Origin of the sequence: Actinoplanes missouriensis 431, assembly GCF_000284295.1 — a bacterium.
GTDB lineage: Bacteria > Actinomycetota > Actinomycetes > Mycobacteriales > Micromonosporaceae > Actinoplanes > Actinoplanes missouriensis.
The window spans coordinates 4,479,071-4,504,142 of the sequence record NC_017093.1 but is presented as its reverse complement, the minus strand read 5'-3'; the positions used below and the strand labels follow the sequence as shown (position 1 = coordinate 4,504,142).

The window sequence follows — 25,072 nt, the reverse complement described above, 5'->3', positions numbered from 1 at the left end:
CATGGCTCACTACCAGCGGGCCGGCCACGTCCCACCGAAACGGCACACCCAGCACCGCGATCCCGACGGGCGGCTCTACTACGAGGAGCTGATGGGGGAGGAGGGCTTCTCGTCGGACTCGTCGCTGCTCTACCACCGGCACGTGCCGTCGGCCGTGGTCGGCGCCCGGATCTGGCAGCTGCCCGACCAGGCCACCCAGTCCAACCAGCCGCTGCTCCCGCGCCACCTCAAGCTGCACGACCTCTTCGAGGGCGAGGAGTGGAAGTCGTGCGACGCGGTCCGCGACCGGCGCCTGGTGCTCGGCAACGCCGACGTACGGATCAACTACGTCGTCGCCGGCACCGCGTCGCCGCTGTACCGCAACGCCACCGGGGACGAGTGCGTCTACGTCGAGGCCGGGAGCGGCACCGTCGAGACCGTCTTCGGTCACCTCGACGTCGGGCCCGGCGACTACGTGATCATCCCGCGGGCCACCACGCACCGGTGGGTGCCGTCCGGGGACGGGCCGCTGCGGCTCTATCCGATCGAGGCGAACAGCCATATCGCCCCGCCGAAGCGGTACCTCTCCCGGTACGGCCAGTTCCTCGAGCACTCGCCGTACTGTGAGCGCGATCTGCGTACCCCCGCAGCTCCTGATCGTGTCGAGGACGAGAACGTCGAGGTCTACATCAAGCACCGCGGCGACGGCCCGGCCGGGCTGGCCGGCAGCGTGCACGTGCTGCCGCACCACCCGTTCGACGTGGTCGGCTGGGACGGCTGCCTCTATCCGTACGCGTTCAACATCGCCGACTACGAGCCGATCACCGGCCGGATCCACCAGCCGCCGCCGGTGCACCAGGTCTTCGAGGGCGCCAACTTCGTGATCTGCAACTTCGTGCCGCGCAAGGTCGACTACCACCCCCTGGCCGTGCCGGTGCCCTACTACCACTCCAACGTCGACTCCGACGAGGTGATGTTCTACGTCGGCGGCGACTACGAGGCCCGCAAGGGCTCCGGGATCAACGTCGGGTCGATCTCCCTGCATCCCGGCGGCTATCCGCACGGGCCGCAGCCGGCCGCGATCGAGGCGAGCCTCGGCGCGGAACGGTTCGACGAGACGGCGGTCATGGTGGACACGTTCCGGCCGCTCGGTCTCGGCGAGGCCGGCCGGATCAGCGACGACGGCGTCTACGCCTGGACCTGGGCGCGGAAGCCGTGAACCCGCTGTTCGCGCGGCTCTTCGACGACGCGGCGATCTTCCCGCCGGGTGACCTCCCGGTTCCGGACGCGGTCAAGGCGTACCGGGAGCGGCAGCTGTCGCCCCTGGAACCGCTGCTCGGGCCGTTCGTCTGCTCGCTGGCCCGCCTCGACGAGCTGGTCGCGGCGGCCGGGCCGGTCGCCGCATCCGCGCCGGTCGCCGCACCCGCGCCGATCGCCGCACCCGCGCCGATCGCCGCCGCCGAGCCGATCGCGGCGGCCGCGCCAGGGCGGCCGCTGCCGGTGTCGCTCGTGCTGCCGGGGCCGGACGTGGCCGCGATTCCGGCCGCGTCGACCGCGATCGAAGTCGTGGCGGTCGAGGGGCCGGAACTGATCAGTCCGGGCGGGACGCTGACCGCGTACCGCGAGGTGGGCCGGGGAGAGATCACCGCGGCCCGCGTCGCGGCCTTGCGCGACGCGGGCCTGCGATTGAAGATCAGGACCGGTGGGGTACGGCCTGACGCGTTCCCGACCGAAAAGGATCTGGCTGAGGCGATCTGCCGGGCGACCGCGGGCGGGGTGCCGTTCAAGCTCACCGCGGGACTCCACGATCCGATCCGTCACCGTGACCCGCTGACCGGTTTCGAGCATCACGGGTTCCTCAACGTGCTGGTCGCGACCGCGCACGCCGTCCAGGGTGGCGGCGTGGACGAGGTCGCGGCCGCACTGGCCGACCAGGACGGTCACCGGGTCGCCGCGGCGATCGCCACCATCGATGATCGACTGGCCCGCGACGTGCGGCGGCAGTTCGTCAGTTTCGGCACATGCAGCATCAGCGAGCCGGTCGACGGCCTGCTGCAGCTCGGACTTCTCCCGGAGGACATCCTGTGAGCCCGCTCGGCAGCCCGGCCACCCTGCCCTACGGCGTGTTCAGCACCGCGGCCGACCCGCATCCCCGGGCCGGCGTCGCGATCGGCGACCAGATCATCGATCTCCCGGCGGCCGTCCGGCGCCTCGCCCCGCAACTGGCCGGCGCGGTCGCCGGCCCGTCCCTGGACGCCCTGCTGGCCGCCGGCCCCCGCGTCTGGGCCGACCTGCGGGCGCAGCTGACCACCTGGGTCACCGACGAGATTCATCGCGATCTGATCGCGGCGCATCTCGTGCCGGCCCGGGAGGCGACGATGCACCTGCCGTTCACGGTGGCCGACTACGTCGACTTCTACGCCTCCGAGCAGCACGCCACCAACCTCGGACGGATCCTGCGCCCCGGCCAGGAACCGCTCACCGCCAACTGGAAACACCTCCCGATCGGCTATCACGGCCGCGCCGGAACCGTCGTCGTGTCAGGAACCGACATCGTGCGGCCGAGCGGCCAGCGGGTCGGCCCGGTCTTCGGGCCCTCCCAGCGGCTCGACATCGAGGCCGAACTGGGTTTCGTCGTCGGCGTCGGATCCTCGCTCGGCAAACCGGTCGAGCTGGGCGCCTTCGAGGAACACGTCTTCGGGGTCTGCCTGGTCAACGACTGGTCGGCGCGGGACATCCAGGCCTTCGAGTACGTTCCGCTCGGCCCGTTCCTGGGCAAGAGCTTCGCCACCTCGATCAGCCCGTGGATCGTCCCGCTGTCCGCTCTCGATCATGCCCGGGTGGCGCCGCCGGAGCGTTCCGTGCCGGTGCAGCCCTACCTCGACGACGAGAAGACGCCGGCGTGGGGCCTGGACGTGCGGCTTACGGTGACCCTGAACGGTCACGTGATCTCCCAGCCGCGCGCCGCCGACATGTACTGGACGGGCGCGCAGATGCTCGCCCATCTGACGGTCAACGGCGCCTCGCTGCGCACCGGTGACCTGTTCGCCTCCGGAACGATCAGCGGCGGCTCGCCGGGCTCGCTCATCGAGCTGTCCTGGAACGGTCAGGAACCGCTCGCGCTGCCGGACGGCTCGACCCGCGCGTTCCTCGAGGACGGCGACGAGGTGGTGATCAGCGCGGTCGCGCCGGGCCCGGACGGCTCCACGATCAGCTTCGGGGAGGTCCGCGGGCGGATCGTGAGCGCGTTGTAGGGTTCAGCACGGCACAAGATCATGGTGAGGTGCCCCGTTCCGCTCCGGACGTGTCCGATATGGATTGGTCCGGCTCGGAGCGGGGAGAATCTGGGAAGCCGGTGTGATTCCGGCACGGGCCCGCCGCGGTGACCGGGGAGCCGCCGCCCACGCGCGCGAGCGCAGCCACTGGCCGCAACGGCTGGGAAGGCGGGCGGTGAGGCGACGATCCGGGAGTCCGAAGACCGGCCTCGCCGACTGTCGCCCGGGCGCACGCCCGGGCCGAATCGCAGCGGGAGCCTGCCCATGTCCAGTCAGCTGTACGACGTCATCCACCGCCGCCGCGACGTCCGCGGCCAGTTCACCGGCGCCCCGATCCCACCGGCGGTCCTCGATCGCGTGCTGGCGGCCGCCCACGCCGCACCCAGCGTCGGACTCTCCCAGCCCTGGGACTTCATCCTGGTCAGCGACGAGTCAACCCGCGTCGCTTTCCACGATCACGTCCAGCGCGAGCGCGCGGCCTTCGCGTCCACCCTCGACCCGGACGCCGCCGCCACCTTCTCCAAAATCAAGATCGAGGGGGTACGGGAATCCACCCTCTCCGTGGTCGTCACCTACGACCCGGACCGGGGCAGCCCGGCAGTCCTCGGCCGGCACGCCATCGCGGACGCCGGCCTCTACTCGGTCTGCCTGGCGATCCAGAACCTCTGGCTCGCCGCCACCGCCGAGGACCTGGGCGTCGGCTGGGTCTCCTTCTACCGCGAGCCGTTCGTCCAGGACCTGCTCGGCATACCCGCCGGCATCCGCCCGGTGGCGTGGCTCTGCCTGGGGCCGGTGACCCACCTGGAGGAGACCCCCGACCTGGAACGCCATGGCTGGCGCAGGCGAATGCCGTGGCAGTCGGCGGTCCACGAGAACAGGTGGTCCCCGAGGGAGGGCTGACGCCGGGCCTTTCGGGCGCGGGGTGGTCGCCCGGACAACCGGCTGCTTCCGCATCTCTGGCCGATGTTCGTGAGCGCTAACAAATCGATCGAGCCCTGTCTGGTGTGAGCCGTTTCCTGATGTCGGGCACGGCATGATTCCCCTGATCGGTCCCGAGCAGCGGAGCTGTGGGAAAGCCTGTGCGAGTACCCGCCCGAAATCGTCGGCGTCTTGTCGCGGCATCGAACCTGTGCAACGATCCAGTTACGTCGATGTTAACGTTCATCCCCCCCGGTACGAATACATCGGTCGTCTTCGTTCCCTCCCGTCCCCATCCTCTGGAGGATTCGTGTCGTCCCTTCCCCTGAGCCGGCGGAGCGTCCTTCGTGCCGCCGGCGCCGGTGCGGTCGTCTCCGCCGTCGGCGTCTCCATCGCTGCGACCACCGCGGAGGCCGATGCCGCCGTCGTCCCGCCGGTACGTACGGACATCGGCAACGCGGCGTCCGAGTTCATGCCCGGTCAGGTGCGGCTGACCGCGAGCCGGCTGCTGGACAACCAGAACCGCACCATGAACTACCTGCGGTTCGTCGACGTCAACCGGATGCTCTACGTCTTCCGCGCCAACCACCGGCTGTCCACCGCCGGTGCCGCCGCGAACGGCGGCTGGGACGCGCCGAACTTCCCGTTCCGCTCGCACATGCAGGGCCACTTCCTGACCGCATGGGCGCAGGCGTACGCCTACACCGGCGACACCACCTGCCGTGACAAGGCCGACTACATGGTCGCCGAGCTGGCCAAGTGCCAGGCGAACAACGCCGTGGCCGGGTTCAACGCGGGCTACCTGTCCGGCTTTCCGGAGTCGGACCTCGACGCCGTCGAGTCCGGCAAGCCGATCGCGGTGTCGTACTACTGCATCCACAAGACCCTCGCGGGTCTGCTGGACGTGTGGCGGCTGATCGGCAACACCCAAGCCAAGGACGTCCTGTTGAAGCTTGCCGGGTGGGTCGACTGGCGTACCGGCCGGCTCAGCTACAGCCAGATGCAGACGACCCTGCAGACCGAGTTCGGCGGTATGAACGAGGTGCTGGCCAACCTCTACCAGCAGACCGGCGACGCCCGCTGGCTGCGAGTGGCGCAGCGCTTCGACCACGCCGCGATCTTCGACCCGTTGGCGGCCAACCGCGACGAGCTCAACGGCAAGCACGCCAACACCAACATCCCCAAGTGGGTCGGCGCCATCCGGGAGTTCAAGGCCACCGGCACGACCCGCTACCGCGACATCGCCGGCAATGCCTGGAACATCACGGTCGGCGCACACACGTACGCGATCGGTGGCAACAGTCAGGCCGAGCACTTCAAGGCGCCGAACGCGATCGCGGGTTACCTGACCAACGACACGTGCGAGCAGTGCAACACGTACAACATGTTGAAGCTGACGCGCGAGTTGTGGCAGCTCGACCCCAACCGGGCCGGATATTTCGACTTCTACGAGAACGCGCTGTACAACCACCTGATCGGCGCCCAGAACCCGGCGGACAGCCACGGCCACATCACGTACTTCACCCCGCTCAAGGCAGGCGGCCGGCGCGGCGTGGGCCCGGCGTGGGGTGGTGGCACGTGGAGCACCGACTACAACTCGTTCTGGTGCTGCCAGGGCACCGGCATCGAGACCAACACCAAGCTGATGGACTCGATCTACTTCCGCGGCGGCACCACGCTGACCGTCAACCTGTACGTGCCGTCGACGCTCAACTGGTCCGAGCGAGGGCTGACGGTCACGCAGACCACGGCGTACCCGGTGGGTGACACGTCGACGTTCACGCTGTCGGGCAGCGTGAGCGGCAGCTGGGGCATCCGGTTCCGCATCCCCGCCTGGGCGGCCGGCGCGACCATCGCCGTCAACGGTGCCAACCAGAACATCACCGTCACTCCGGGCAGCTACGCCACCGTCACCCGTACCTGGGCGGACGGCGACACCATCACCGTGCGGCTGCCGATGCGCGTGATCATAAAGGCGGCCAATGACAACGCCGACATCCAGGCCATCACGTACGGCCCGAGCGTGCTCGCCGGCAACTACGGCAACACCGCGCTCAGCGCCCTGCCGTCGCTGACCGTCTCGTCGATCGCCCGGTCCAGCACCACGTCGCTGGCGTTCACCGCCACGGCGAACGGCGCTCGAGTCAACCTGGGTCCGTTCTGGGACGCGCAGGGCTTCAACTACACCGTCTATTGGAACGCCGGCGGCAGTCCGCAGCAGCCGACCGGCACGGTCAAGCTGGTCAACGTGGGCAGCAACCTGGTCCTCGGCATCCAGGACATGTCCACCGCCGACGGCGGCCTGGCGCTGCAGTGGGGCGACACCGGCACGGCCGACCACAACTGGACGATGGTGACCTCCGGCAACAACGTGAAGTTCCGCAACGCCAACAGCCAAAAGGTCCTCGGCGTGGAGAACATGGGGACCGGCGACGGCGCCCGCGTCCTGCAGTGGGGCGACACGGGAACCGCGGACCACCTGTGGACGCTGGTGAACAACGGCGACGGCACCTACAAGATCCGCAATGTGCACAGCGGCAAGCTGCTGGCGATCCAGAACAACTCCACCGCCCAGGGTGCTCTGGCCGTCCAGGACTCCGACAACGGCGGCGCCGACAACCGCTGGCGGATCGTCAACAACTGACCTCGGTCGGAGTCGCTGGGCTCGTCGAGATACCGGGGATGGCCCGCGGGAGCGCGGACACGCGCTCCCGCGGGGTCGACCGCGGCGCGGCAGAAAAGAGCGGATCGCGCTCAGACCAGGCCCGCGTCGTGGGCGAGCAGCGCTATCTGCGTCCGGTTGTCCAGCCCGAGCTTCGTGAGCACATGCGACACGTGCGTCTTCACGGTCGCCAGCGTCATGTCGAGCTCCGCGCCGATCTCCGCGTTGCTCCGGCCGCGCGCGATCGCCACGACCACGTCCCGTTCCCGGGGGCTGAGGCCGGCCAGCACCGCGGTGGCCCGCGCATACGCCCCGGCCTGGACGGACACCCGGTCCATCAGCCGCCGGGTGATCCGCGGGGACAGGATCGGCTCGCCGGCTGCCACCTGCCGGATGGCCTCGGCGATCCGGGCGGGCGGCGTGTCCTTCAGCAGGAAGCCGCTGGCCCCGGCGCGCAGCGCGTGCAGGATGTTCTCGTCGGTGTCGAACGTGGTCAGCACGATGATCTCGGGCGGCCGGGGGCGGGCGCGCAGCCGCCGGGTGGCGGTGATGCCGTCGACGCGGGGCATCCGCAGGTCCATCAGCACCACGTCGGGGTGGTGGGCGTCGGTGGCGGCCGGGACCTTGTCGCCGTCGTCGGCCTCCCCGACGACGGCGAGGCCGGGCGCGCCGTCGAGCATCATGGTCAGCCCGGCGCGCACCAGAGCGTCGTCGTCGACCACGAGCACACGCACCGGCGGCGTCATGACGGCCACGCCCACGCCGCAGCCGACAACACGAGCGAGCTCACGCGCACCGGCGGGGTCATGACGGCCATGGTAACGACGCGTGCAGGCGGAACTCGCCGTCGATCGCCTCGTGGTCGAGGCGTCCCCCGGCAAGGCTGACCCGCTCGGTCAACCCCACCAGCCCCGCTCCACCGGAGAACCCCGGCGCCCCCGACACCACCAGCGGATTGACCAGCGAGATCTCCAGCCCGGCACCGGGACCGCCGCGCAGAGCGACCGACACCGGCTGCCCCGCCGCGTGCTTGCGGGCGTTGGTCAGCCCTTCCTGGATCACCCGGTACGCGGTCCGCGCCACCGCGGGCGGCGCCGCTCCCGGCTCCTCCACGGTGGAGCGCAGCTGCACCGCGGTTCCGGCGTCCCGGGACTCCTCGACGAGGCGGGGCACGTCGGCCAGCACCGGCTGCGGGCGGCTCCCGTCGGATTCCACCTCGTCCTCACGGAGCAGCGAGATCACCTCGCGGAGTTCTTCGAGAGCCTGATGTACCCCGTCCCGGACCACCCCGGCGGCGCGGGAGAGCTGCTCGGGCGGGGAGTCCGGGCGGTACTCCATCGCTCCGGCGAACGTCGCCAGCAGCGACAGCCGGTGGGCGAGCACGTCGTGCATCTCGTGAGCGATCTTGCGGCGTTCCAGCATGCGGGCCTCGGCGACGCGGCGGCCCTGTTCGGCCTCGGCGCGGCGGGCGCGTTCGTGCAGGGAGCTGATCAGCGCCTCCCGGGCCTGGGCCCAGGCGCCCCAGCCGAGCAGAGCACCGTACCCAATGGTGATCAATATCAGCCACCAGCCGTATGACATGCCGGGGTTGGATCGCCATGCCCCCTGGATCGCGTGCGCGGCGACACCGGCGGCTGCCACGCCGATCGCGACCGGGAAGCGCGGCCGCCGCGCGACCTGCAACGCGCCGATCGTGGCCGGCGGGGTGACCGCGGGGGAGAGCGCGGCGAGGGCGGTGAGCATCGCGGTGGCCAGCACCGGCCGGTGGAGCAGCAGCGGGGTGAGCATCCAGCCGAGGACGCCGGTCGTCACGTCGAGGGCGAGCAGCGGCCCGGTGGCCCGATCGCTCCACCAGGACACGATCGACACCGCGACGAGCACGCCGGACGCGGTCATGGTCCAGGCGACGGCGATGGCAAGCCCGCGCCGATCGGTCCCGCGACGGTCGATTCTGCGGCGATCGGTTCTGCGACGGTCGGTCACGCAGCGAGGCTAACCATCGATCACCGCCCGCCGACACCATCCAAAGTTGTAGGCCACCCCTTCCGCGGCCCGATGTGCGCGCCCGCCGATTCATCGATGCTTCTCGGCATGACGACGACGCAGACCCACAAACCTTCCCTGGTACGCCGGATCAGCCGTCCCCTGACGATCGCAGCCGGAGCCGCCGGCGCCCTGCTGCTGTGGGCCGTGAACGACCCGCGGGGCGGTCACGACCTCATCGTCGACCGGGGCGTGATCGGCCCGGTGGCCGTCCTGGCGACCGCCCTGCTCGCCGGTCTGGCCGCCTGGGCCCTGCTCGCGATCCTGGAGCGCCGCACCCGCCGGCCGGCCCGGACGTTCCGGATCATCGCCGCGATCGTGCTGCTGCTGTCGCTGGCCGGCCCGCTCGGCGCCGGCGGCGACCTGACCACCACGCTCGCGCTGATCGGCCTGCACCTCACGGTGGGCCTCGCTCTGATCATCGGCCTGCCGGCCCGGCGGAATTGCCGATGACCGCGCCCATCGATCTTCGGTTAGGGTCCAGGACGTGACGAAAGCTCTGGTTCTCGGCGGCGGTGGCGTGACCGGCATCGCCTGGCATCTCGGTCTTCTCTGCGGCCTGCAGCGCGCCGGTGTCCCGCTCGGCGGCGCCGACACGATCGTCGGCACGTCGGCGGGCTCGGTGGTCGGCACGCTGCTGGCGGCGGGTGTCGACCTGGAGGCCGCGGTGGCCGAGCAGCTCCGCGAGGTGGCGCCCCGCCCGGGCGGCGGCGGTGGCGGTGGCCGCGGCACCGGGCAGTTCCTCGCCGCGCTGGCGGTTCTGGCCGACCCGTCGGTGCCGCCGCAGCAGGCGCGGGCTCAGGTCGGCGCGATGGCTCTGACCGCGCCCACCGCGGACGAGGCCACCTATCTGTCCCGGATGGAGCCGCTGATCCCGGTGCGCGACTGGCCGGAGCGTGACCTGCGGCTGGTGGTGGTCGACGCGGCCGACGGCCGGGACCTGGTGCTGGACCGTGCCTCCGGCGCCACCCTGCTGCAGGCGGTGTCGGCGAGCTGCGCGGTGCCCGGTCTGATGCCGCCGGTCACCATCGGCGACGCCCGTTACATGGACGGGGGAGTGCGGCTGGGCGCCGGAGCGGACCTGGCCGCCGGCGCCGACCACCTCGTGGTGATCGCCCCGATGGCCGCGTTGAGCCGGGACCGGATCCGCGCCGAGATGGCGTCCACCGGCGCCGGCAAGACCCTGCTGGTCGAGCCGGACGAGGCCGCGCTGGAGGCGTTCGGGCCGAACTTCATGGACCCGTCGCGACGCCCGGCGGCGGCCGGGGCCGGGCTGCGCCAGGGCGAGGCGCTGGCCGAGGCGGTCCGCGCGGTCTGGCCCGCCTGAGAGTAGGGGCGGAACACGTTGCCCTCGTGCGGCGCCACCGTCTCCGTGGAGAGTCCGCCGCGCCGCATGAGCGGGCCCACCAGCAGGTCGTACAGCGGTGGGGTGGCGACGAACCCGAACTGGATGATCCGGTTCGCGAGTCCGACGGTCACCACGCCGCGGGGCCGCCGGGCACAGCGCACGATCGCGGCGGCCACCTTCTCCGGCGAGTCGATCGGGGGCGGTGGCTGCCCGTACCGTCCGGCGAAGTTGGCCGCGGTGCGATAGATCGGCGTGTCCACCGAGCCGGGAGCGACCAGGCAGACATGGATGTCCGGGGCGTCCCGGGTCTCCAGGCGCAACGCCCGCACCAGCGCGCGCAGGCCCCACTTGCTGGTGACATACGAGCTGGTGTACGGGGTGACGACCGTCCCCAGCAGCGACCCACCGTAGATCAGCACGCCCCGTCCCTGCGCCCGGAACCGCCGCAGCGCGACCCGCGCCACGTTCGCCGCGCCGATCAGGTCCGTCTCGACGACCTGGTTGAACACGTCGGCGGGCACGTCCTCGAACCGCCCGTACGCCATCACCGCCGCGGTGTGCACCCAGACGTCGACCCGGCCGAACGCGTCGGCGACCGGGTCCAGGGCCGCCGGGTCGGTCACGTCGGCGACCACGACGCGTACCTCGGCGCCGAGGCCCCGGCAGGTCTCGGCGACCGGTTCGAGTGAGGAGGCGGACCGGGCGGCCAGGACCAGGCGCGCGCCGGCACGGGCGAACGCGATCGCGGCGGCCCGCCCGACGCCGCTGGATGCTCCGGTGATCACCACAACCACGCAGGTGCTGTACCCCCGGGTCAGCCGTGTAAGCGCGAATCGGCTCAGGCCTGCGCCGCGGCCTCCCGGCGGATCTGGTCGAACTGGGCGCCCATCGCCTCGGCCAGCGCGTTCGCCCCGGAGAGCGGCCGGACCATGACCATCACCTCGTCGATCAGCCCGTCCTCGTCGAGATGCAGGAAGTCGCAGCCGGTCACCTGCTTGCCGCCGACCGTGGCCTCGAAGACGAGCGCGTGGTCACGCTCGCCGGCGATCTCCCGGACGTACCGGAAATCCTCGAAGACCCGCAGCGCGCCGCGCAGGATCGCCGCGGTGATCGCCTTGCCGGGATAGGGCGGGAACGCGACCGGGCTGACGAACACGACGTCGTCGGCGAGCAGGGCCTCGACCGCGGCGGCGTCACGGGCCTCCACGGCAGAACGGAACGGATGCATAGCAGCCACCTCCAGATAGTCAATTTGTTGACTATCCAACAGGGTGACGAGGCACGCTGTCCATAGCCTGCCCTGTCACGGGCACCCAGGCGATACGGATAACCTCGGCACGCGACGGCGATGCCGAGAGGAACGAACGGGTTTGGGGACTGCGGACGACCTGCGGCTGCTGCGCGCCTACGAGCCGGTGGCCAAGTTCACCGAGGGGGAGTACTTCTACCCGATCTCGGTCGAGCGGTTCGTGCGGCAGGCCGGCCTGTGGCGCGCCGAGCCGGGCGCGCACCCGGTGCAGATCCTCGAACCGGGCGGGCTGACCCTGGACACCCTCGCCGAGGCGGGCGGCGCCCAGCACGGCCTGGGGTATTCGATTTCGGGCATCGGCAGCGAGCGGCTCACCCACATCCCGCTCCGCGAACGCCCGCCGCACCTGGCCCGGGCCAGCCGGCTCGCGTCGGTCGGCCTCACCGCCCGGCTCGTCGACACGCTCAACCGGTTCTCGCTGCTGTTCCGCGGCAGCGTGCCGGGCGGCAGCGCGGCGCACTCGTTCCTGCTGCAGCGCGACCACCTGGAGCCGATGCGGCCGATGTACTACGGCCGGGTGCTGCGCGACGACCCGTGGATCGTCCTGCAGTACTGGTACTTCTACTCCTTCAACAACTGGCGCTCGGCGTTCGGCGGGGTCAACGAGCACGAGGGGGACTGGGAGCAGGTCACCGTCTTCCTCGACGGGACCGGGGACCCGGCCGAGCCGCGGCCCGCCTGGGTGGTCTTCTCCGCGCACGACGAGACCGGCGACGACCTGCGACGCCGCTGGGACGATCCAGACCTGACACTGGTCGGCGGCACCCATCCGGTGGTGTTCGTCGGCGCCGGGTCGCACTCCGGGGCGTACCTGCCCGGCGACTACCTGATCACGGTGCGGCCGCCGCGGCTGCGCGGGCTGGTCACCGCGCTGCGCTGGTCGGCGCGGCTGCTCGCGCCCTGGTCGCCGGAGGACCAGCGGACCGTCGGCATCCCGTACGTCGACTACGCCCGCGGTGACGGGCGCGCGATCGGTCCCGGACAGCGCGAGGCCTGGCACCCCGTGGTGATCAGCGATGAGACGCCGTGGGTGCGGGACTTCCGGGGCCTGTGGGGACGCGACACCCGCGACCGGCTCGGCGGCGAACGCGGGCCGGCCGGTCCCCGGTACACCCGCGACGGCACCGTGCGGGCCTGCTGGGCGGATCCGGTCAGCTGGGCGGGACTCGCCAAGGTGATACCCGATCCGTCCGAAGAACGGCGGTACGCGGAGATCCGTACCCAGAAGGACCGGGACCGGCTCGCCGAGCTGGACCAGGAGATCGCCGCGCTGCGTCACGAACTAGCGGTGGCGGCGGCCGGTCTGCCGGCCGCCGACCCGGAGGTACGCGCCCTGGCCGGTCAGGAACAGCGGCTGCTCAGCCTGCGGATGGAACACACCCGCCTCGCCGACGAGCTGCACCGGGCCACCCTCACGCCCGGACCCGTCCCCGACGACCCGCACGCCCACCTGCAGCACCGCAGGCTGCCGATGGAGCAGGCGACGGGTCTCCTCGGCCGATCCCGCTCCTGGTGGGCGGTGCTGAGCACCCCGCTGATCCTGTGGGCGATCGGTGCGGTCGCCTCGCCCCTGGCGGCGATCCAGGGGCAGGAGACCGCGCTCGTGCTGCTGCTCCTGCTGCTCGGCGTGGAGGGACTGGTCCGCGGCAAGTTCTTCGCCGTCCTGCTGCGCCTGCTGGTCGCGGCCGCCGTGATCTTCCTGATCTCGGTGCTCGTGGTGGACGGCCGCTATGTGATCACTTTCGGCTTCTTCGCGGCCGCCCTGCTGGTGTTGCTGGTCAACATCAGGGAGGCCTGGCGCCGCTGAGCGGCTCCGGTGTCAGCGGCCGGGCAGGCGCTCGGTGACCTGCTGGAGCAGCCAGCCGTTGCCGTCCGGGTCGGTGAACGAGGCGTAGGTGCGGTAGGGGCGCCCCTCCGGGTCCGGTCCCGGCGGGCGGCCGCGCTCCACGATGGCCGCGAGCGGCGGCCGCGTGCCGCTGAGCGTGCTGGTGGCAGGCGGGCCGGAGAGGGCGGCAGGGTCGCGGGCGGGGTCGGCGGGTCGGCGGGATCGGCAGTCGGTTGACGGACGGCGTTCGGCTCCGCCGGTGTGATGGTGGGGTTCCGCCTTTGCTCGAAGGGAGCCCCTCTTGTTCAGGAACGTTGTCCGGGTCGCTGTCGGCCTTGCGGTTGCCGCCGCTGCCGCCCTCTTCGTCGCGTCGCCGGCGCAGGCCGTCCTCGGCGGCAAGCTCGCCACCAGCGCGCCGTGGGCGGTCCGGATCTATGCCGACGGCCAGCCGATCTGTACCGGCGCGGTCGTCGCCCCACGCTGGGTGATCACCGCGGCGCACTGCGTGCAGTTCGACAACACGAAGATCACGTTCCGGGTCGGCAACCTCGACCAGCGACGCGGCAAGGTCGTCAAGCGAATCCCCGGCCGCACCTACTTCGCGTCGAACGCCGACGTGGCTCTCGTCCAGATCCCGCTGGTGACGGTGAAGCCGATCGCGCTCCCGGTGAAGACCCAGAAGCCGCTGCGGGTCGGCTCGGTGCTGACCGTGCAGGGCTGGGGCGCCACGTGCGAGCCGAACGAGGCCAAGTGCCAGTCGAACCGTCTCCGCCAGGCCACCGTGACCGTCATCAAGCACAGTCGCAACCAGTGCTACATGCTCGCGGGCACGAGCGACTACTGCGCCACGAAGAAGTCCGGCCTCCCCGTCGGCGGCGACTCCGGTGGGCCGGCGCTGACCCGTACCAAGCGGGGCACCGCGGTGCTCCAGGGAGTCCTCACCGACTCGGACCGCCGGAGCACGGTAGCCGTAGCCGCCGCGACCAAGCTCCGCCCGTGGATCGTCAAGACCATCAATACCAAGCGCTGAACCGGAAGGACCGAAGGCCGCTCGTAACTTCCGGGCGGCCTTTCGGTTGTCCATAGGCGGGCGGGTGGGTTGACGGCATAGACCTGTAACTATATGTTGCGGACGTCCTCGCGAAACGAATCCGAAACTTTCGGAGGCGTACCCATGCGGAACCGTCCCCTCATCCTCCTTACCGCCCTCGCGCTGGCCGTTACCGCCGCCCCATCGGTCGCGTCAGCGCAGGCACCCATTCCCACATCCGCGTCAGCGCACCCGACCGCGGGTGCCCGAGGCGGTGGTAGTTACATCTCCACGACGCCCGGCCCTGGTCGCTTCCCGCTCGTTGCCGCCGGCCGCGCCGCGCCCATCATCGTGGACAGCGGCGACTTCCCGGGCGTGGTCCGGGTAGCCGGCGACCTCCACACCGACCTTCGTTCGGCGACCGGCGTCAGCGCCGACCTCCGCGCCGTAGCTTTCGGCGTCGATGGTGAGGCACGCTCGGCCGGAGCCGGAGCCGGAGCCGGAGCCGGAGCCGGAGCCGGAGCCGGGGTCGGGGTAGGGGTCGGGGCCGGAGCCACGGCCGAGGTCGGGGCCGATGCCGCCGCGTCTCTGGCCGGCGGGCGGGATCCGGTCATCCTCGGCACGCTCGGGCGGAGCGCGCTGGTCGACCGGCTTGCCGCCGCTGGCAAGATCGACACGCGGGGGATCGCGGGTAAGTGGGAGACCTCGCTGCAGCAGGTCGTCGAGAACCCGTTGCCGGGCGTCCGGCGCGCCTTCGTGATCGCGGGCAGCGACCAGCGGGGCACGATCTTCGGCGTCTACGACGTCTCGAAACGGATCGGCGTCTCGCCGTGGCACTTCTGGGACGACGTACCGGTGCCGCACGCCGACGCCCTCTACGCACTGCCGGGCCGGCACACCCAGGGCACCCCGAAGGTGAAGTACCGCGGGTTCTTCATCAACGACGAGAACCCGGCGACCGGCACGTGGGCGCCGAACTACTTCGGACCCGGGAAGGCGCCCGGTTACTCCGGCGGCCTGAACGCCGGCTATTACGCCAAGGTCTTCGAAACCATGCTGCGGCTCAAGGCGAACTACCTGTGGCCGGCGGTGTGGGGGCGCGCCTTCGCCGAGGACGACCCGGCCAACCACGAGACGGCCAGCCGTTACGGCGTCGTCATGGGCACCTCGCACGAAGCGCCGATGATGCGTGGCATCGAGGAGTGGAACCGGCACGCGAAAGCGGCGGTCCGCGACGCGAACGGCACGATCGTGACACCCGGCAGCGACCCCTACGGCGGCACCGGTGAATGGAGTTTCCGCCGCAACCGGGACGCGATCGTCGCCTACTGGCGCGATGGCGCGCGGCGGATGAAGGAGCAGGGATTCGAGGGCGTCATCACGCTGGGAATGCGCGGTAACGGCGACGTGAGCCTGCCTGACGGCGACGGCATCGACCTGATGAGCAGCATCATCGAGACGCAGCGCGGCATCCTCGCCGAATTCGGTCTCGAGGAGGCGCCGCAGGTGCAGACCCTCTACAAGGAGGTGCAGCGCTATTGGGACAAGGGCTATCAGCCGCCGCAGGACGTGACAGTCGTCTTCTGCGACGACAACTGGGGAAACATGCGCAAGCTCCCGCACGCCGGTCTGCCGCCGCGCGGCGGAGGCTACGGGCTGTACTACCACTTCGATTACGTCGGTGACGGGCGCAATTACAAGTGGGTGGACACCACCAATCTGGTCAACACCTGGGAGCAGCTGCATCTGTCGTACTCGAAGGGGGTTGACCGGCTCTGGGTCGTCAACGTCGGTGATCTGAAGAACGAGGAGATGCCCACCCAGTTCTTCCTGGACTACGCCTGGAACCCGGATGCTCTGCCAGTGTCGGAGCTCGGGGCCTGGGAGCGGAAGTACGCGGCCGAGAACTTCGGACCGGAGCTGGCGCCGCGCATCGCCGAGGTCCTTTCCGAGTACGGCCGTCTGCAGTCGCGGCGCAAGCCGGAACTGCTGAACCGCCGGATCACCGGGGACGCCGCGAACGTCGTCTACAACGACCAGGAAAACCCGTACACACCCGAGGAAATGGATGCCGTCGTCGCCGAATGGCAGGCCCTCGCCGCGGAGGCCACGCGCATCAAACGCCGGATCCCGGCCGCCGCGCGGGACGCCTATTTCCAGCTCGTCGACTATCAGGTGCAGGCCGGCGCCAATCTGTACGAACTGCGGCGTGCCCAGTTCACCAACATCCGGTACGCCGCGCAGGGCCGGGCCGCCACCAACGATCTCGCGGCCGAGGCGGAGGCCCGGTTCGCCGAGGACCAGGCGCTGAGCGAGCACTACAACACCCGGCTCGCCGGCGGGAAGTGGGCCGGGTGGCAGACCCAACCGAAGATCGGTTACGGCAACGCCGCCCGTTACAACAACGCGTCCTGGCAGCAGCCGCAGACCGACGACCACGTCGCGCTGCCGGACGAGATCTACCCGCATCTCAAGCGGATCGAGGTTCCCGCGGCGGCGTCGATGGGTGTCGAGTCGCTGCTGCCGGAGCTGAGTCCGTGGCAGAGCGGGGCGCGGCGGTACATCGAGATCTACAACAAGGGCACGACCGCATTCGATTACCGGATCACCACGGGACAACCGTGGCTGCGCGTCACCCCGTCTGCGGGGCGGGTGGACGAGCAGGTCCGTGTGGCCGTGACCGTGGACTGGCGGAAGGCCCCGGGCGGGCTGACCACCGTACCCATCACGATTGAAGGCCCGGGAGGCACGCAGGTCGTGCAGGCCGCCGTGCGCAACCCGGCACTCAGGCCGGCGGGTTTCGCCGAGGCCGGGGGATACGTGGCCATCAACGCGGACCGCTACGATCGCCGTGTCGGTGACTGGCAGTTGCTGCCGGACATCGGCAAGGTCGGCAACGGGATGGCTGCCGTGACCGGAAACGGTCGCCTGGAATACCGGATGACACTGACCACGACCGGCCCGGTGAAGATCTCCGCGCACCTGTCCCCGCGCAACAACGTGCTGCCTGGCACGGGTCTGAAGTACGCGATATCCGTTGATGATCAGCCACCGCAGACGGTCGACGTCATCGCCGCGACGGGCGCCGACGACACCACCATGAACCGGCAGTGGGCGCGGAACACCAGTGACAACGTCAACGTGACCACCACGACGCACGTGATCGACCGGCCGGGGACGCACACGCTGACGTTCCACGCCGTCGACCCGACCGTGATCCTGCAGCGGCTCGTGGTTGACACCGGTGGCGTGGGCTACAGCTACCTCGGCCCGGCCGAGAGCAGGAGGTTCTGACCCATGCGACGCCGCACACTGCTCGCCTCGTCCGGGTTCGCCGCCTCCGGCCTCCTCCTGACCCGAGGCAGGGATCAACTCTCCCGCTGGACGCACACCTGGACGGCGATGCCGCAGCTCACCGAGCCGCACAACATGCCACCCGCGCCCTTCGATCGTCTCGCCGACACCACGCTGCGGCAGACCGTGCGGGTCACCGCCGGCGGGCGCCGGTTGCGTGTGCGGTACTCCAACGCGTTCGGCACCGCCGACCTGCCGATCACCGCGGCGGCTGTCGCGCTGCCCGTCGGTAACCAGGCCGGCATGTCCGCGATCCGGCCGGGCAGCAGCCGGCCGCTCACCTTCGGCGGTAGCCCGTCGGTGGTGGTTCCGGTCGGTGCGCAGATAGTCTCCGACCCGGTCGACCTGCCGGTGCTGGCCGCCGCCAACCTCACTCTCACCACCTACCTGCGCGACGGCATCGCTACCGCAGAACTGACCTCGCATCCCGGATCGCGGACCACATCGTGGCTGGTCAAGGGCGACCAGCACACCGCGCTGGACCTCGCCGGCGCCACCGGGTCCGACCACTGGTACCTGATCAGCGGCGTCGAAGTCCTCGCCGGAGCGTCCGGTCTCGTGCTGCTCGGCGACTCGCTGACCGACGGCCGGGGCTCCACCACGAACGGCAACAATCGATGGCCCGACCAGCTCTTCGACCGGCTGCGCGATCCGGAACTGGCAGTGCTCAACCAGGCAGCGGGCGGCAACCGGGTGCTGCGGGACGGGCTCGGACCCAACGCGCTCGCCCGGCTCGACCGTGACGTCCTCTCCACCAGCGGCGCGCGGTGGCTGCTGGTCTTCGAGGGCGTGAACGACATCGGCGTCGCCCCGGCCACCGTCGCCGATCAGCAGCGGATCACCGCGGAGCTGATCGGCGCCTACCGTCAGATCATGCTGCGTGCCCAGGCGGCGGGGCTGCGAGCCTACGGCGCGACGCTCACCCCGTTCGGCGGCAACATCTACGACGACGCCGAAGGGCTGCGGGAGCGGTCCCGGCAGGCGGTCAACGCGGCGATCCGTGGTGGACTGTTCGACGCGGTGGTGGACTTCGACGCCGCCGTGCGGGACCCGGCCGCGCCGGCCCGCCTTGCCGGGCCTTATGACACCGGAGATCACTTGCATCTCAACCCCACGGGGTACGGAGCACTGGCCGCCGCAGTGCCCCGGCGACTGCTCCGCTGATCCCAGCCCTGCATGACATGTTCCCCCGTTTCGCACGTGCTGGTCACCGCCCTCGGTGGTGGCCAGCGCCGTCCTTCGGTGGGCGCCGGGTGAAGGCCGGCGCCCTTTCCGAGCTGGCACAGTTTCTGGCGGGCGTCCGTTGCCGGCCGGCGCTCGTTTTTGCCGGGCACCCGTTGCCACCCGACACATTTCGGTGACCAGCACACGCTGCCTTTTAGCGTCCGCTCAGCGCGCCGGACCGCTCTTGTTTAGAGTCCGCTCAGAGCGACCGGACCGCTGCCGGCCGCCGTTGCGGGCGCGGTGATCGGGGCTTGCGTCACATCGGCGGCCTCATCCCTGCGGGCGGAGCTTCAGCTCGGCCGCGAGGGCGCGCAGGGCGGGCACGATGTCGTCGCGCTGCGGCTGGACCTGCACGCAGACGTGATCGGCGCCGGCGTCGTGGTGCTCCCGGACAGCTGCGGCGATGACGGCCGCGTCGCCGTGCACGACGAGGCGGTCGACCAGCGCGTCGCTGCCCTCGCCGGCGACGTCGTCGTCGGTGAAGCCGGCCCGCCGCATCGTGGTCGTGTAGTTCGACAAGCCCAGGTAAAGCCGGAGGAACCTGCGGGCCGAGCGTCGCGCCGACTCGACGTCGGTGTCGAGGACGACGGTCTGCTCCGGAGCGACGAGCGCGTCCGGGCCGAGCGCGGCACGGGCCTCCCCGCTCTGCGACGGCACGGTGAGGTAGGGATGAGTGCCCGCGCTGCGCTCGCTCGCCATCGCGAGCATGCGTGGCCCGAGCGCGGACAGGACACGCGACTGGACGGGCACCTCCCTCGCATCGAGAACGTCGAGGTAGCGAGCCATCGCGTCGACGGGGCGAACCCGTTCCGGGTTGGCCTCACGGTGGCCCGAGCCGATGCCGAGCAGCAGCCGTCCCGGATGCCTGGCCTCGATGCGGTGATAGGAGTCGGCCAGCTCGGCGGCATCGGACGCCCAGATGTTCACGATGCCGGTGGCGAGCTGAAGCGACGTGGTGGCGTCGAGCAGCTCCTCCGCCTGGCGCAGGTCGGACCCGGGAGAGCCGCCCAGCCACAGCGTGCCGAACCCGAGGTCCTCAATGGCAGTGGCGAGGTCCCGATCAAGGAAGGGGCCCGGACGCCACACGCCGACGCCGCCCAGTCGTTCACTCCAGCTCATCGGCTCATGCTCCCACCTCGATGGCGATGCGATCCGCTTTCCGTGCCGACAGCATCGCGCGCCGGGTATGACAGGGGCATAACAGCGGTCGTTCTGCTCCTGTCATGGCGGTCCTGTTTCACTTCGAACCAAGCCGCACGAGGCGAAGCTCAAACGGCGTTCAGCACCGCGTCGAGCGGCCGGGGCAGGGCGTTTCCGGCGACGGCTGCTTCGACGAGCAGCCGTGCATAACGCAGATTGCGTCGTGAGCTGCTACGCACGAAGCGGTGCATCTGGGCTCGCGTGTCCTGTCCACGCCACGCGGGCTGCTTCTGGAACGAGTGGAAGGAACGGAGGTCTCTCTGAGACATGAAAAGCGCTGTGACACCCGAGACGCCTACCGCCCGGATGAGTTCGTCCTCCAGGTCGTCGATGCAGACGTGGAACCCGAGTTGTTCCATCTCGGCGCGCGTGCGGGGCGAGCCCAGGCCGGCGGCCTCCAGACCGCGACGGAAGATCTGTTCCTCCTGCACGTCGCACAGGCCCGCGAGCCGAGTTTTTGCAGCCGGAAGGGCCGGGCGAGAGGATGGGGTGATCAGGACGGACAGGGTTCGGCTGATCGCGTGCGCTCCACCGATCGGGACGATGACGACCTGTTCCGCATCGAGGTCCCGTCCGCAGAGGGCGGCGGCGGTCTCGAGCGCGATCTGGTCGGTGAGTCCTTCGACGAGGATCACGGACGCGGCGGATTGGGCCCTTGCCATCGCCTGTGCCGTCGCCCGGATGGATGCGGCGTTGCCGGCCGGGCGGCCATCGACCGTGTCCATGACCATGACGCCCATCATCAGCAGTCGGCGCACGGCTAGGCAAACGATTTCGGGTGAATGGCCTACGGCGGTGGAGGAGGCGAGTTGACGTACGGGTTGATGATGGAGGGATGGGTGCTGGAAGCTGGGTAATCCTCGATGTGGGCGCGTTCGCCGCCACGGCGCTGACGGTCGCCGCGTGGCTGTTCGGAATGCAGGGTGTCGAAGTCGCCAGCTGGTTCGCCGCTGTCTCGGGTGTGCTGGTCGTGCTGGGGACCATCCTGTTCACGCAGAACACCGTGCCTCTGGAGGACCCGCTGCAGGTCACTCCACCGCCGGGTGGGCCGAAGTGGGGCGCCATCACGCCGGCCGATCCGGAGCGTCCGGTGTCCGCTCCGCCCGCCCCGGCACATTAGACAGCCGCGCGGCCACCGAGGCACCCCGCGCGGCAACCGCGAAGCCCGCGTGGCAATGGCGAAGCCCGCGTGGCAACCGCGACGCCCGCGCGGCCACCGAGGCACCCCGCGCGGTAACCGCGACGCCCGCGCGGCAACCAGGTCCGGCGTTCCGCGACAGGTCCTTCGTACAGTGACGCGTCCTTGCGCCCTGATCCGCCTCAACGCTTCCGTCCTGTGCGCCGCGCCGCGCCGCGCCGCGTCCTCGCGGGTCGGCTCACTTAGCGGTCGGAAAGTGACCGCAATACGAGGAAGGATGAATCCATGACAGCCACATGGAAGATCGAGCTGATCCCCGTCCCCGTGACCGACGTCGACCGGGCCAAAGCGTTCTACGAGAGCCTGGGCTTCAACGCCGATCACGACCACAAGGTCAACGACAGCCTGCGGTTCGTCCAGCTCACCCCGCCCGGTTCGGCCTGCTCCATCGTGATCGGTGACGGGATCACGGCGAAGACGCCAGGCACACAGGAGATCCAGGTGGTGGTGCCCGACGCCGACGCTGCCCGCGCCCAGCTGCTGGAGGCGGGCGTCACGACCGGCGAGGTGGACGTTCAGCCGTGGGGCAGGTTCGTCTACTTCCAGGATCCGGACGGCAACAGCTGGTCCCTGCAGGCCATCGAGACCCGCCCCAACGGCTGACCTCAGGCGTCCTTGACGAAGACGATGCCGTCCACGTCGCCGAGGTGAGACGGGTCGAGCGGGGCGTACCCGAACCACGGGGACACCCGCGCGGCGCCCGGCGTCTCGGGCACCCGTCCGACGAATCGGCCCTCGGGGAGGGAGAGGGCATAGAGCGAGCCTTCCACGGTGTCCGGCGGGGGGACTTCTACGCCGTGGGCACGGATCGTTCCTGCGGCGCCGGCGAGGAACCCGTAGGCCGTACCCAGGTGGACGTCGGCAATCGCGCCGGCGCTCCACCACTCCACCTGCCGGCCGCCCATCCGCATCGAGCTCTTGTGTCGCTGGAAGTGGGCGTTCTGGCCGTTCGCGAGTGTCGGGCCGCGCTCGGCGAGGGCGAGCAGGTTGGCGGCCATCATGGAGTCGCGGACGCCGAGCAGGCGCTCGATCCGGTGGGGGGAGGTGTCGGCCATCGCGTAGTGGTAGCGCAGCAGTCCGAGGGCGGTTCGAGCATAGAGGCGCGCCCGGTCCACGTCGGCTCCGAGCTGTGGCGTCCACGCTTCGACCAGGCCTGCCATCTCGTCGGCGAGGACGCGTAACCGCAGGGCCTCGGTGGTCCGCCCGATGGACTGCGACGGGTCCATCATGGCGGCCGGGTTCGTCCACCGTTCGTCTGCGCCGAGTAGATCGTCGAGCTCCTGCGCCGATGGCAACGGCGGGGACGGCGGGAGGGCTGAGGCGCAGGCTGAGCGGAGACCCGTCAGGGCCTCTCGGGGGCTGGCCGCGGCGGTTATCTCCAGAGGGCCGTCGAAGCCCGCGAAACGGATCCTGGCGGCGGCATCACGGCTGGTGTTGTGCTCACGCATCCACTGGACCAGCTCGCGATTGCCCTCGAAGGCGCCCCACTCGTGGCTGAATCCGCGCTTCATCACATCGTCGAGCGTGCCGGCGCCCCCGGCGACGTATTCATCCACGATCAGGCCCATCAGGCAATCGCTCTCGATCGCGATGGTTCGGTAGCCGTGCCGCTCGACGAGTGACCGGAACAGGTCGTTGCGCTGCCGGAGCAGGGGCTCCGAGCCGTGGGTGGGTTCGCCGACGGCAAGCAGCCGGGGCGGGCCGGTAAACAGCGGGCTGGCGGGCTGCGGCCTTACGGGCTGCCCGCTTGCGGGGCGCGCACTGGGGAACTGCCCGCTTGCGAGGTGTGCGCCTGGGGACCGCGGGCTCACCGGCTGGGTGCTTGAGGGCTGGGCGCTTGGGGACCGCGGGCTCACCGGCTGAGTGCTCGGGGACTGCGGGCTTGCCGGCTGGGCGCTTGGGGACCGCGGGCTCACCGGCCGGGTGCTTGGGGACTGCGGGCTTGCCGGCTGGGTGCTTGGAGACTGCGGGTCGGGGAACAGGGCGTTGACGTCGGTCATACCCCTGAACCGTATCGTTGAACTGTCGGTTGAGGCTTCGCTGATACCGTCGCCGGCATGGCCGACCCGATCGATGCGACGCCCGCGCTGGAAGCCGCTGCGCGGTTCGGTCCCTACTGCACGTGGGAGACACAAGCTCCGGTCGGCGGGACGAGGCCGCTGACCGATCTGCAGGACCCCGCGGTGCTCGCCGATCGGGTGGACACCGCCACCCGGCTGCTCGCCGCGATGGGCGGGCTCAACCCCGGTGACCTGCCTAGACGCGCGGTCGCGTCGACCGTCTTCCTCGGACTGGCGGCTCGCCTGGTCTCCCCGCCGCTGGCGGCCGCGGTGGCCGGCGGCGCGGTCCCGATCCCGGAGCCGGCTCGGATGCGGTGGCAGCCGGTGGACCGGGGACCGATCCCGATCACGTGCGCCGGACTGACGGCCGGCACCGGTGACCTTGTCACAGGTCTCAACACGGTGATCGAAATACTGGTCGCGCCGGTGCTGGAGGTGTTCCGTACCCAATTTGTGGTGTCGCCCCGGGTTTTGTGGGGAAACGTGGCGTCCGCGCTCGGTGGCGCCGCCACGATGATGGCCGCGCAGGGGGCGGACGCGGGCGACCTGATCGAGGGGCTGCTGTCCCGGGAACCACTGATCGGGACGGCCGTCCTGCACCGCCCCGATCGTCATCACCGGAGAACGCTGACCCGCAACAACTGCTGCCTGTACTACCGGATCCCGGGCGGCGGCACCTGCGGCGACTGCGTGCTGAACGTCAGGCAGCGACGGCGGCGGCCGGCTCCGCAGCGGTGACCCGCGGCGTCACCAGCGCGGCGAAGGCCAGGCCCAGCACGGTCCAGAGCACCGCCTGCACGCCGAGCGAGGTGATCCGGAACTCCCAGAGCAGCGCCGCCGGGAACGACTCCGGCACTTCCTGGATGCCGGGCAGCAGCAGGTACGCCACGGAGACCACCACGACGAACGCCAGGGTCGCGGCCACCGCCCGGCGCCACTCCACGGTCTGCGTGCGGGCGGCGATCACCGCGGCCCAGACGGCGACCAGGCCGAGCACGAGCACCGCCAGATAACTCCAGGTCCGCTGGTTGATGGTGGCCGGGTCGCCGACGGCGGGCGGGTTCGGCGGGTACTTCACCCACGGCACCAGCACCGCCCCGACCAGCGCGGATCCGGCCAGCACGAGCGCCACCCGGCTGTCCGCGGCGATCCGGAACCGGCGGCGCAGCAGCGTGTAGGCGGTGGCGAGCAGTCCGCCCATCGCGATGCCGTAGAGGGTGGTGGCGAGAACCAGGCCGGCCTTCTGCCCGTTGCGGCTGACCAGCGGATCCTCCGCCGCGTCGGTGGACGAGGCGGGCGCGGCGGCCTCCTCGATGGCGATCGCGGCGTCGACGTGCGGCTCACCGAACACGAAGGCGAACCCGCCGGCCAGCAGACCGGCGATCAGCCCGGCGAGCAGGCCCCGCAAGAGCAACGACACGAAACGGGGCTGCCCAGCCGGAAAAGACGCAGACATGAGAGAGCGAACCTCCAACGGGATGACGCGTCCCGATCGTGGGGCTGCGACGGGCGAGTTCCCTGACTCCCGGCCCCTCGCAGGACCGGTCACAGTGGCGCGACCGCGCCGGACTCCCACCGGCTTCCCTCGCGTCGCCGCAGTTGGCATCCTCAACCTAGTGGTGCCCGGAGCAGCGGCACAACTCTGCG

The 25,072-nt window shown here is 70.7% G+C and carries 22 protein-coding genes, 1 pseudogene and 2 riboswitches; of the genes and pseudogenes, 14 read left to right on the top strand and 9 right to left on the bottom strand.

Features of this window, described 5'->3' with window-relative positions; genetic code table 11:
- Position 1 precedes the first annotated feature (1 nt).
- The 5 genes from AMIS_RS21125 to AMIS_RS21105 all read left to right on the top strand — a co-directional run bounded on the left by AMIS_RS21125 (position 2) and on the right by AMIS_RS21105 (position 6,816).
- Positions 2-1,198: a homogentisate 1,2-dioxygenase gene (locus tag AMIS_RS21125; RefSeq protein ID WP_014444409.1), complete on the top strand. Its 1,197-nt coding sequence runs from the start codon at positions 2-4 to the stop codon at positions 1,196-1,198.
- Positions 1,195-2,067 carry a hypothetical protein gene (locus AMIS_RS21120; RefSeq protein ID WP_014444408.1) on the top strand — a complete coding sequence of 291 codons (873 nt, stop codon included), beginning with the start codon at positions 1,195-1,197 and terminating at the stop codon, positions 2,065-2,067. The genes AMIS_RS21125 and AMIS_RS21120 overlap by 4 nt, the downstream gene beginning before the upstream one ends.
- Complete coding sequence (gene fahA, locus AMIS_RS21115) at positions 2,064-3,233, top strand: fumarylacetoacetase (RefSeq protein WP_014444407.1); 1,170 nt, start codon at positions 2,064-2,066, stop codon at positions 3,231-3,233. The genes AMIS_RS21120 and fahA overlap by 4 nt, the downstream gene beginning before the upstream one ends.
- 48 nt (positions 3,234-3,281) lie before the next feature.
- Positions 3,282-3,480, top strand: a riboswitch (cobalamin riboswitch).
- Between the two features lie 38 nt (positions 3,481-3,518).
- Positions 3,519-4,154 carry a 5,6-dimethylbenzimidazole synthase gene (bluB, locus tag AMIS_RS21110; protein WP_014444406.1) on the top strand — a complete coding sequence of 212 codons (636 nt, stop codon included), beginning with the start codon at positions 3,519-3,521 and terminating at the stop codon, positions 4,152-4,154.
- Positions 4,155-4,482: 328 nt separating this feature from the next.
- Positions 4,483-6,816 carry a beta-L-arabinofuranosidase domain-containing protein gene (locus AMIS_RS21105; protein WP_014444405.1) on the top strand — a complete coding sequence of 778 codons (2,334 nt, stop codon included), beginning with the start codon at positions 4,483-4,485 and terminating at the stop codon, positions 6,814-6,816.
- Between the two features lie 110 nt (positions 6,817-6,926).
- Here the strand turns inward: AMIS_RS21105 and AMIS_RS21100 are convergent, their stop codons facing one another.
- Positions 6,927-7,580 (bottom strand): response regulator, encoded by a 654-nt coding sequence (locus tag AMIS_RS21100; protein ID WP_041831102.1) that lies wholly within the window; start codon positions 7,578-7,580, stop codon positions 6,927-6,929.
- Positions 7,581-7,638: 58 nt separating this feature from the next.
- Positions 7,639-8,817: a sensor histidine kinase gene (locus AMIS_RS21095; RefSeq protein ID WP_231859045.1), complete on the bottom strand. Its 1,179-nt coding sequence runs from the start codon at positions 8,815-8,817 to the stop codon at positions 7,639-7,641.
- Between the two features lie 108 nt (positions 8,818-8,925).
- Between AMIS_RS21095 and AMIS_RS21090 the strand changes: the two genes are divergently transcribed.
- Positions 8,926-9,330: a DUF6069 family protein gene (locus AMIS_RS21090; RefSeq protein ID WP_041831101.1), complete on the top strand. Its 405-nt coding sequence runs from the start codon at positions 8,926-8,928 to the stop codon at positions 9,328-9,330.
- 34 nt (positions 9,331-9,364) lie between these two features.
- Positions 9,365-10,204 (top strand): patatin-like phospholipase family protein, encoded by an 840-nt coding sequence (locus tag AMIS_RS21085; protein WP_014444401.1) that lies wholly within the window; start codon positions 9,365-9,367, stop codon positions 10,202-10,204.
- Positions 10,205-10,458: 254 nt separating this feature from the next.
- On the opposite strand, the pseudogene AMIS_RS44175 reads toward AMIS_RS21085, so the two are convergent.
- Together AMIS_RS44175 and AMIS_RS21080 are read right to left on the bottom strand one after the other, a co-directional pair.
- Positions 10,459-11,010, bottom strand: a pseudogene (locus AMIS_RS44175) (SDR family NAD(P)-dependent oxidoreductase); the annotation flags it as partial.
- 53 nt (positions 11,011-11,063) lie between these two features.
- Positions 11,064-11,453 (bottom strand): nuclear transport factor 2 family protein, encoded by a 390-nt coding sequence (locus AMIS_RS21080; RefSeq protein ID WP_014444399.1) that lies wholly within the window; start codon positions 11,451-11,453, stop codon positions 11,064-11,066.
- 142 nt (positions 11,454-11,595) lie between these two features.
- On the opposite strand from AMIS_RS21080, the gene AMIS_RS21075 reads away from it, so the two are divergent.
- Entirely contained in the window at positions 11,596-13,341 is a 1,746-nt protein-coding gene (locus AMIS_RS21075) for a hypothetical protein (RefSeq protein ID WP_014444398.1), read from the top strand.
- Between the two features lie 12 nt (positions 13,342-13,353).
- On the opposite strand, the gene AMIS_RS44650 is transcribed toward AMIS_RS21075, so the two are convergent.
- Complete coding sequence (locus AMIS_RS44650) at positions 13,354-13,482, bottom strand: VOC family protein (protein ID WP_014444397.1); 129 nt, start codon at positions 13,480-13,482, stop codon at positions 13,354-13,356.
- A 178-nt stretch (positions 13,483-13,660) separates the two neighbouring features.
- Between AMIS_RS44650 and AMIS_RS21070 the strand changes: the two genes are divergently transcribed.
- The 3 genes from AMIS_RS21070 (at position 13,661) to AMIS_RS21060 (ending at position 18,907) form a co-directional block, all read left to right on the top strand.
- A complete protein-coding gene (locus AMIS_RS21070) occupies positions 13,661-14,389 on the top strand; it encodes a S1 family peptidase (RefSeq protein ID WP_014444396.1) in 729 nt (242 codons plus the stop codon).
- Positions 14,390-14,533: 144 nt separating this feature from the next.
- Positions 14,534-17,683 carry a glycosyl hydrolase 115 family protein gene (locus AMIS_RS21065; protein WP_014444395.1) on the top strand — a complete coding sequence of 1,050 codons (3,150 nt, stop codon included), beginning with the start codon at positions 14,534-14,536 and terminating at the stop codon, positions 17,681-17,683.
- Positions 17,684-17,686: 3 nt separating this feature from the next.
- Positions 17,687-18,907: an SGNH/GDSL hydrolase family protein gene (locus AMIS_RS21060; RefSeq protein ID WP_014444394.1), complete on the top strand. Its 1,221-nt coding sequence runs from the start codon at positions 17,687-17,689 to the stop codon at positions 18,905-18,907.
- A gap of 330 nt (positions 18,908-19,237) precedes the next feature.
- Here AMIS_RS21060 and AMIS_RS21055 read toward each other — a convergent pair whose 3' ends face one another.
- Positions 19,238-20,086, bottom strand: coding sequence for an LLM class F420-dependent oxidoreductase (locus tag AMIS_RS21055; protein ID WP_014444393.1), 849 nt, complete (start codon positions 20,084-20,086; stop codon positions 19,238-19,240).
- 149 nt (positions 20,087-20,235) lie between these two features.
- Positions 20,236-20,925 carry a TOPRIM nucleotidyl transferase/hydrolase domain-containing protein gene (locus AMIS_RS21050; protein ID WP_231859044.1) on the bottom strand — a complete coding sequence of 230 codons (690 nt, stop codon included), beginning with the start codon at positions 20,923-20,925 and terminating at the stop codon, positions 20,236-20,238.
- Between the two features lie 77 nt (positions 20,926-21,002).
- Here AMIS_RS21050 and AMIS_RS21045 point away from each other — a divergent pair, with 77 nt between their 5' ends.
- Both AMIS_RS21045 and AMIS_RS21040 read left to right on the top strand, forming a co-directional pair.
- A complete protein-coding gene (locus AMIS_RS21045; RefSeq protein ID WP_014444391.1) occupies positions 21,003-21,287 on the top strand; it encodes a hypothetical protein in 285 nt (94 codons plus the stop codon).
- 303 nt (positions 21,288-21,590) lie between these two features.
- Positions 21,591-21,968, top strand: a complete 378-nt coding sequence (locus AMIS_RS21040; protein ID WP_014444390.1) for a VOC family protein — start codon at positions 21,591-21,593, stop codon at positions 21,966-21,968.
- A gap of 2 nt (positions 21,969-21,970) precedes the next feature.
- On the opposite strand, the gene AMIS_RS21035 is transcribed toward AMIS_RS21040, so the two are convergent.
- Positions 21,971-23,056, bottom strand: a complete 1,086-nt coding sequence (locus AMIS_RS21035; RefSeq protein ID WP_269447733.1) for an erythromycin esterase family protein — start codon at positions 23,054-23,056, stop codon at positions 21,971-21,973.
- 366 nt (positions 23,057-23,422) lie between these two features.
- Here AMIS_RS21035 and AMIS_RS21030 point away from each other — a divergent pair, with 366 nt between their 5' ends.
- Positions 23,423-24,163, top strand: coding sequence for a (2Fe-2S)-binding protein (locus AMIS_RS21030; RefSeq protein WP_014444388.1), 741 nt, complete (start codon positions 23,423-23,425; stop codon positions 24,161-24,163).
- Here the strand turns inward: AMIS_RS21030 and AMIS_RS21025 are convergent.
- On the bottom strand, positions 24,126-24,845 hold the full coding sequence (locus AMIS_RS21025) for a CbtA family protein (protein ID WP_231859042.1): 720 nt from the start codon (positions 24,843-24,845) through the stop codon (positions 24,126-24,128). The two genes, AMIS_RS21030 and AMIS_RS21025, sit on opposite strands and share 38 nt — an antisense overlap.
- A 71-nt stretch (positions 24,846-24,916) precedes the next feature.
- Positions 24,917-25,067: riboswitch (cobalamin riboswitch) on the bottom strand.
- Positions 25,068-25,072: the final 5 nt, after the last annotated feature.

What these genes read in the sequence shown, in the direction of transcription:
- AMIS_RS21125 (WP_014444409.1), top strand. Translation starts at nt 2, where the DNA reads ATGGCTCACTACCAGCGGGCCGGCCACGTCCCACCGAAACGGCACACC.
- bluB (WP_014444406.1), top strand. Translation starts at nt 3,519, where the DNA reads ATGTCCAGTCAGCTGTACGACGTCATCCACCGCCGCCGCGACGTCCGC.
- AMIS_RS21100 (WP_041831102.1), bottom strand. Translation starts at nt 7,580, where the DNA reads ATGACGCCGCCGGTGCGTGTGCTCGTGGTCGACGACGACGCTCTGGTG.
- AMIS_RS21090 (WP_041831101.1), top strand. Translation starts at nt 8,926, where the DNA reads ATGACGACGACGCAGACCCACAAACCTTCCCTGGTACGCCGGATCAGC.
- AMIS_RS21080 (WP_014444399.1), bottom strand. Translation starts at nt 11,453, where the DNA reads ATGCATCCGTTCCGTTCTGCCGTGGAGGCCCGTGACGCCGCCGCGGTC.
- AMIS_RS21065 (WP_014444395.1), top strand. Translation starts at nt 14,534, where the DNA reads ATGCGGAACCGTCCCCTCATCCTCCTTACCGCCCTCGCGCTGGCCGTT.
- AMIS_RS21060 (WP_014444394.1), top strand. Translation starts at nt 17,687, where the DNA reads ATGCGACGCCGCACACTGCTCGCCTCGTCCGGGTTCGCCGCCTCCGGC.
- AMIS_RS21055 (WP_014444393.1), bottom strand. Translation starts at nt 20,086, where the DNA reads ATGAGCTGGAGTGAACGACTGGGCGGCGTCGGCGTGTGGCGTCCGGGC.
- AMIS_RS21045 (WP_014444391.1), top strand. Translation starts at nt 21,003, where the DNA reads ATGGGTGCTGGAAGCTGGGTAATCCTCGATGTGGGCGCGTTCGCCGCC.
- AMIS_RS21040 (WP_014444390.1), top strand. Translation starts at nt 21,591, where the DNA reads ATGACAGCCACATGGAAGATCGAGCTGATCCCCGTCCCCGTGACCGAC.
- AMIS_RS21030 (WP_014444388.1), top strand. Translation starts at nt 23,423, where the DNA reads ATGGCCGACCCGATCGATGCGACGCCCGCGCTGGAAGCCGCTGCGCGG.